Raw genomic sequence first — 8,303 nt, forward strand, 5'->3', positions numbered from 1 at the left:
TTTGCCGGGGTTCTTTGGTTTCATGGAGCATGATCTCGGCTTTGCGGACGCCGCAGCCGCATGTGACCGACGCGAAGCGGCACCCGGTGGAGGAGGAGCGTCGTATCCTGCGGCGGTTCAATTTCCATGAGGAAATCGCCCCTCGGCCCGATCTTCAGGGTGCTGCTGCTGGCCATCCTCTTGGCATCGGGCAACCGGCTGGCAGCGTCTGCGCAGGAGTTGGTTGCCGCCGGCCAGACTGCCGCCTGCATTGAGGCCGATGCCGAGGATGGGCAGACCGACCCCGGTGCTGAGCTCCGGGGGCCATTTTGCGTCAACGGTCAGTTTGACGGGGATGATCAGGATTTCGTCAACTGGTCTATCGAGGGCGCAGATGCGGGCAAGATCTGGACGGTCAAGTTGGCCGGCGGGTACGGAACTCAGGTCCGCGCGGAGATTCACGCCTATCTCCCCTCCGGCGAAGGGGCGCTCGGCCCGGCCTTGGTGACGCTTGTGGCCGAGCCTCAAACTGGCGCGGCCGAGGCACAGCGGGTCTTCCTGCCGGCCGGAACCTATCTCATCGGCCTCTCCCATGCTGGGCCTGATACGACATGGTCGCTGACGGCGACCGAGACCCCGGCGACGGGCATGGATCAGCAATCGGGTCGCGCAGAACCAGGAAAACCCGTGCATCTGGACTGGCCTTTCAGTGCGGCGGATGCCCGCCGGCAATTTCGGTTTGACTTGGATATTCCGCTCGGTTCCATCGCCTCCGTCGCCATTTCCCAGGACGGCAAGCGGCAAACCTCGGCCTATGGCGAAGTGACCGCGCCGCTTTCCTTCGATGATCTCGGCTTTTCGGCGGGACCTGTATCGATTGACGTCAATGCCGTTGGAGCCTCCCCCTTTGATTTTCGCGTGACCCGCATCCCCGAAGGGCCGCGTCGGCCACTCAGCGAAGACGAGCCCAATGAAACTCCTGCGGACGGTTTTCTTCTGCCCCTTGGAAAAGCAGTTTCCGGCCGTACCAGCCGTATGGCAGATGTCGACTCCTACCGGTTCACGGTGACGCCGCAATTGGCCGAACGCCGGCTCGAGCTTCAATTGGAGTCCCCCCGAGGAGAGCCTCGGCAGCTCTGCCTCAGTTCGTCCGATGGCGCGCCGCTGCAATGCAAGTCGGGCTCCACTCTGTCGCTCGGCAATCTCGTGCTGCCCCCTGGGGATTATGCTGCTCTTGTGTCCGGTAGTGCACCGGTTGGTGACGTCTACCGTCTCCTGTTGCGCCAGGCGGGCAGGCGGGTTCCCGGCCAAGAAGTGGAACCGAACGATACGGCCACAACACCCGGATTGACCGACATTCTGTCCGCCGGTGCTGACGGTGCGGCACCGGATGCGCAAAAGACCGAAATCGAGGGGCTGTTGACCGGGGCAGATACGGACCGTTTCCTGCTCCGGCCCGAAGGCGAGCCACAGCTGTGGAAGATTGTGCTTGTCGCTGCTGGCAGCGGCGACAGCGCGGGTTCTCCCGTCAGCATCGCTGTCGAGGATGCGCAAGGCCACCAGCGGGCAATCCGGCAAGGTGCTGCAGATGGGACGCCGATCCTGCTGGATCGGATGCTTCTTTCCCCTGAAGCCAATCAGATTGTCGTTTCGGGGACGGATGCTCGCTACAAGCTTACGGTTGAAAGCGGTGGCAAGCCCGAGCCGGGAATGGAACGCGAGCCGAATGACAGCGAGACCGGGGCGGAACGGCTCGAATTCGGCATTCTCCGGTCAGGCGAGATTGCCGATCTGAGCGACACCGATCGCTACCGGTTTTCGATCTCCACACCGGTTCATGCCGCGCTGACGATCACGCCTGCTGAAGGCCGGCAGATCGCCTGGAATGTGGCGCGTGGCTTGGCCAAGCCGGACCAACCGTCAGGGCTTGCCGACGGTTCCCCTTCGGTCATCGATGCCGTCTGGGAGCCGGGCACGTACCAGATCTCGCTGAACGCCCTGGCAACCGATGCCTCGGGATATCAGGTGAAGCTCGATCTGCTCGATCCCTTTCTGCCGCCTGCAGGCGGTGCGGCCCAGCCCCCCATTCTGCCGGTTGACATGAAGCTTCAGCTAACGCGGCAGACGCTTGCCGCCTATTGGCCACGCGGCCAGAGGGTGGCCGGAACCTTGCGGATCGAAAACCGGGGAGGCGAGGCGCTTGCCGTGCGCCTCGATGCACAGGCCTCGGTCCATCAGCTGACGCTTGACCTGCCCAATGAGACCACGCCCATCGCGCCGGGCGAGGCTGTCGAACTGCCGGTTTCTCTCCTTGCACGGGCCGATGCATGGAAAGCAGCGGCAGCCATGCTGACCGTCAGGGCCAGGGACGATGGTGGCGGGCAGGCGACCGCCTCGGCCATGGTTGCGATCTCCGACGATGTCGACCCCGCCACGGCCGCCGATCTATCGCAGGTTCCTCCACCCATGCTGGGCGGGCTGGATCTTGCATTGCCAGCCTTCGGTGGCAGCATTGTGCCGGATGCCGGCGATCCCGCCAGCAGTTCCGCAGCAGCCACGCTGTTTGACGGGCTGATGTCGTCAGACGGCTATGTGAGCGACCTTGGCACCGGCCAGCGCGAGGTCACTGTTGCCCTGGGTGGGCGAGAGCCGCAACCGGTGAACGGCATCCTGCTGCACCCCTATTTTCCCTCGGCGCAGGCGCCGGATGAACTGCTTGCCGATTTCGAACTGGAGCTCTCACCGGACGGCATCCGGTTCGAGCCGGCGCTGAAGGGCCGATTGCAACCGGTCAATGTCGAACAGGCCTTTCCCTTGCCACAGCCCATCGTCGCCAAGGTCGCGCGGCTGAGGCTGTTGTCGAGCCACGCAGGCATGGGTCGCGTCGGGCTCGGCGAGTTCAAGGTGGTGGCCAACCCTGGCGTGCCAGGGGGCGTCTCGATCGATGTCGGCAAGCGTAGCCATGGCGGACATCTCGTCTGGTCCTCCAGCCAGATCGGTGCTGATTATGACGACGGCTCGACCATGCTGACAGACGGGGCACCATCGCAAACCATCGCGGTTTCGGCAGGTGAAACGCCAGAATTCGTCATTGGCTTTGCCGATGACCGGCAGGCTGTCCTGGGCGGCATCGAATGGACCGATGACCCGGCGACAGCGGAAGCCGAGCGCCTTGGAGAGATGGAAATCAGCGCAAGCACCGAAAGTGCGCTCGGCCCATTCACCGTGATTGGCGTGCTTCCAGCCGAACACGGAGCCACGACGCGAAAGCTTGCGTTCTCGCCTGCGACGCCTGTGCGGTTTCTCAAATTTTCGGCGAGGCAGGCGGCGAGTGTCAGTGGGACGTTGAAACTTCCTGCGCGTCTTTCGATCGCCGAGGTGCCGATTGCGGCGGATGCGCTGCCGATCAATGGTGAATGGGGCATGGACCAGCCTGTCTCGCAGGCCGATTTTTTCAGGCGCCCTGCGCAGGAGAGGCCTGCGGTCGCAAACCTGACCGACGGGGATAGCGAAGTCGCGCCGCGTGATCTCGCTTTCACAGAGACGATCTCCGATGCCGTTCAGGTCGATACCGATACGGATTGGTTCGTCTTTGCCGCGCCTGAAGGCGTGGAGCGTGTGATGATTGATCTCACGGGCGAGCCGCTGCTGGCCGCTGTGGTCGAGATGACGGATCCCGACGGAAAGAGCGTAGCGCTTCGGACGATCTCGAGCGGTCCTCGCCGGCAACAGGTCGAGGCCCCGGTCACGGCCGGTGGCCGCTATCGGCTCAAGGTCTTTGAACCGCCGCGCTCCGTTGCGATCGCCTATGATGCTAGCGGCAGCATTGCCGGTTTCCTGCCCATCATTCTCGCCGGGCTCAACAATTTCTCGGAGGGAATCCGGCCGGGGCGCGAGGCCGTCAACATCATGCCCTTCGAGCTGCCTTTCCTGATGGACAAATGGAGCGAGCGTGGCTTCGAGGTCGCGGCCGCCTTGTCACGCTCGCCACCTGGCGGCACCACCAGCGGGCTCGAAAGGACGCTGCTCAATGCGATGGATGGAATGGCAGACAGGCCCGGGGCGAAAGCCATCCTCGTCATCACGGATGCGGCGAGTTCAGGCTACGATCTCCAGCCACAATTGTGGAAGCGGCTGGGCGAGACGAGAACCCGGATCTTTGCCGCCCATATTGGCGCCTTCGATCACCCCTTGCGCGAAAAGCAGCTGTTGCAGGATCTGGTTGCGGCCAATGGCGGCGTCTATGCTTCGGCGCGCACGCAGCCGGAAATGGACGTGGTCTACGAGCGGGTGTCCGCCTATCTCCGCCGCCCTGCCTACTACACGCTGTCCATCGCGAAATCGGAGGCACCGCCGCCTCTCCCCGGTGCCATCGAAGTGGCGGCGGCGCCGCAGCTTGCGGCCGGTTCACCTGCGCCCGCCCCACCCTCCGTCGACGACAAGCGACCTCGGCAGGCCGCGCTCGAACTGATCCTCGATGCATCCGGCAGCATGTTGCAGCGGCTGGACGGCAAGCAGAAGATCGAAATTGCGCAATCCATCCTGACGCAACTGACCTCCAGGATCATTCCGCCGGGCACGCCGACCGCGCTTCGCGTCTTCGGGGATACGGCACCCGATTCCTGCGAGACCAATCTGAGATCGCCGCTCTCACCGCTCGATCCCGCCCTCATGGCCGCCAATATCGGCATGATCCGTTCCATCAATCTGTCGAAGACACCGATCGCGGCGTCCCTTTCTGCCGTCGCGGGCGATCTCGCGACCAATACGGGGCCGAAGCTCGTCGTTCTGGTGACCGATGGCGAAGAGACCTGCGGAGGCGATCCGGAACAGGCGATTGCAGCCCTCAGGGCATCTGGCGTGGATGTGCGGGTCAATATCGTGGGCTTCGCGATCGACAACGAGGACCTGAAGAAGACCTTCCGGGACTGGGCAGAAAAGGGTGGCGGCACGTTCCTCGATGCAGCCGATGCCAAAGGCCTTGCTGCGGCCATGGAGCAAGCCGTGATCGAGCCCTTCAGGGTTCTGGACGCCAATGGCAGGGAGGTGGCGTCCGGAACGGTTGGCGGTCCTGCGGTCCCGGTGCCTGCCGGAACGTATCGGGTTGTTGTCGGTGGGGCTGGCGACCGTGCCTTCGAACAGATCACGGTCCGGGAAGGCAAGACATCGCGTGTGGAATTGGCACGGCCATGATGGACAAAGCGACATGAGGAGACACGGGATGCGAGACTTGATGTCGATGGTGCGGGCGGGTCGCAAGACCCTGGCCACCGGACTTGCCCTCCTGCTTGCCCTCCAGCCTCTGGCGGCACAGGACCTCGACACCGGGGCGAAGATGGAAATTGCGGCACGCAATGCGATTGCCATGCAGCGCAGCCTTCAGGCGCTGGAAGATGGTCTCGCAGACGTGCCGCGGGATCGGTGGGACCCGCAGGACGTGGTGGATACGATTGGTATCGATGCGCCGCTCCTCTACAGCTTTCTGCGCAGCCGGACGCGCTGGGTGCCGTATCCGGGCGCCTTGAGGGGGCCGGTCGGGGTGCTGATGGACCAACGCGGCAATAGCCTCGACCAATCGCTGTTGCTGGCGCGGCTCTATGAATTGGCCGGTTTCGAGGTGCGACTTGCCCATGGCATACTGGATGATGCGACTTTGGATGGTCTGCTTGCCGCCTGGCGCGAACCTGCCGGCGGGGCCGTCGCTGCGTCTTTGCCAGCAGGCCCGGTTCCAGCCGAAAGCCCCACCGAGCTTGCCACCACCTACGATCTGCAACCCGATGTGATCGAGGCGGCACTTCAGGTCAGTGCTGACAAGGCAGGCAATGTCGGCACCCGATTAAACGAATTGGTCTCAGGCCAGGTTTCGGCGGTTGCCGCAGCCCTTGGCACTCTGCCGTCCGAGCGAGAAAAGGCCGTCGATGAGAGCCTGCTGCGCCAGTCCCTTGCCGATCACTGGTGGGTCGAAGTGAATGACAATGGCTGGCAGGCCGCTGATCCGCTGGAACCGACCGCAACCTTCGGCAAGGCGTTGACAAAGGTGAACGAAACCCTTGCACCGGAGGATCTGCCGGACGATCTGTGGCATCACGTTACCATTCGGCTGGTTATCGAACAGGCCAAGGGTGGCAAGGCTCTGACCGGCACCGTGCTTGAGCAGAAGGTGCGGGCCGCAGACATGATCGGCAAGGTGGTCCGCCTTGATCACTATCCGACCCAATGGCCGTCCACATGGCCGTCGACCACGCCGAGCGACCTGCAGACCAAGCTGCGGGCCGCTTTGGCAACCCAGAAGGAATGGCTGCCGACGCTTGCCATCGGCGAGGAGGAGTTCAATCAAGGCTCGATCAAGGACAGTGGCGAGATCAACCTTGAGCCAACACCGATCAATCCTTTTGCCGTGATCGGCGTGCCTGTTGCTGGCGACATCAGCAAGGTGGTGGATGCCTTGTCCATGCCGGGAGAGGCCGGGCAGGTTGTTCCCGGTGAGGCAACGACTGTTGGCGACGCGGGCGAACTGACGGCCGAATGGCTGGATTTCACCATCGAACGACCCGGCCTTCCGCCGGAAGAAATCCGCCGCACCCTGTTCGACATTGCCGGTCCGGCTTTTCGCGCCAGGGGAGATTATTCGGGGCTGAAGCTCGACGACAAGGATCGCTTCGATCGCTCGATGGCGATGCTGGGCCAGGTGCAGGCGATGATCCTGCCCGCCGCGCCGCCTGCCGAGCAGATTCTCGCCCGTCAGGCCGAGCAAATCGTGGAAAACAAGCCGATCCTCGACGAAATCGCCAAGGATCCCTTCGGCGAAATCCCCGGAAACATCGTGGAACTGCTGGGCAAGATGAAGCCGGTGCCGGTGGTGCTCGACGGTTTCGTCGGTGCCCGTTTTTCGCAAAGCCCGGTGGGTGATGCAGTCTATCTCGACAAGCCGATGATCGTTGCCCTGCACAATGAGTTGGCCCGCGATCGCAACACAGGCGATTTCACGACACAGGCTGCGCTCGATATCGTCTCGAGCGGCGTCGCCGTCGATGCTCTCTCCGGCGTCGAGCCCTTCAAGGCGCGACTGGTTCAGGGTGTCCACGACACGCTGACCGAGGCGCTGGCTTTGGGCGGTGGCGGTCCGGATGTGATCAATGCGGCGATTGCCTTCGAACAGGACCAATACGGGTGGACGCTGATCCGCGACAAGGCCGATCCGCAGCTTGCGAGCCTTGATCCGGATTTTGCAGCACGCCTTGAGGCCGATCTCTCTTCCGGTGCCTTGGTGCTCGTGCCGCCCAAGGCCGAAAAGGGCAGGGAGGTGTGGTGGAAGATCGATCCGCGCACCGGCGAAACACTGGGTTATGGTCCCAAGGGATGGGGCACATCGCTGGTGGAATATGCCTTCGTGCTGGTGATCAAGACGCTTTTGTCGCAAATCGCCTGCATGGCTTCGACAGCCGCCATCGATGCCGGCATGAATGCCTTCGAGACGGGCAATCCGAACCTACCGAAGAACTGGAACGAGGTGAAGGAGGGGGCCAAGAAATATGCGAAGACCTGTGTCTCCCAAGCCATGCTGGCGCAGTTGACCGGCATTTCCACGACCTTCCTGATGAATGGTGCCTCCAGTCTCAATAGGGCCATCGAAGGCGGCTTGCGCAGCCGGTACGGCACCGATCCCTATTGGGAGGCACGCAAAGGTGGCGGCCAAGGCCTCGGCGGTGTTGGTCCGCCGCCTCCTGCTGGTGGTGCAGGTGGACCTCCAGCGGGCCCTCAGGGTGGTCCTCCGCCGGGCAACGGTGGGAAAGAACCGCCCGGTGGGCCGCCTCCAGGTTCTGGTCCTCCCGAAGAGCCTGCGCCGGGCAGCGGACGCGTCTCCGAAGCCGAGGCTCAAGCTGCACATGAAAGGGCTGTCGACGCGCAGAAGCGGGCCTATGACGCGAAGGCTCGAATGGACGCAAACCCGTCGCCCGAAAACAGACAGGCATATGAAGATGCAATGCGCAACTATGATGCCGCCATGCAGGAGCGACTGAATGCTTGGTCACGCTCCGGCAGCGATGGCTATCCGCCGCAAATGCCAACGCCCTCCAATGGGATCAGCCCCAAGGCACAAACCGGCATCAACCCGGCTGCAAACGACGGAAAGGGGCAGGAGGCAAAGGCACCCGGCGAGCCGGCATCCGGTGCGGGTCCTGACGTCGGCCCGGATATTCCGCGCGGCTTGCCACCCAAGCCGGATGGCTATCAGTATGGGCAGAAGGACATCGACGAATGGACGGCCAGGGCCGCCGAGGCGAACAGGCGTGCGGCGGAGGCTGGTAGCCGCTATGAAGCGA

At 63.4% G+C, this 8,303-nt stretch carries 2 protein-coding genes; both read left to right on the forward strand.

Features of this window, described 5'->3' with window-relative positions:
* The first annotated feature begins 126 nt into the window (after positions 1-126).
* Positions 127-5,172 (forward strand): VWA domain-containing protein, encoded by a 5,046-nt coding sequence (locus tag DFO46_RS22950; protein ID WP_120279245.1) that lies wholly within the window; start codon positions 127-129, stop codon positions 5,170-5,172.
* Positions 5,173-5,200: 28 nt separating this feature from the next.
* Positions 5,201-8,303, forward strand: a 3,103-nt coding sequence (locus DFO46_RS22955) for a hypothetical protein (protein WP_210210664.1), incomplete at its 3' end; no start/stop codon positions are given.

The organism is Rhizobium sp. AG855, assembly GCF_003610655.1.
Classification (GTDB): Bacteria; Pseudomonadota; Alphaproteobacteria; order Rhizobiales; family Rhizobiaceae; genus Allorhizobium; species Allorhizobium wuzhouense.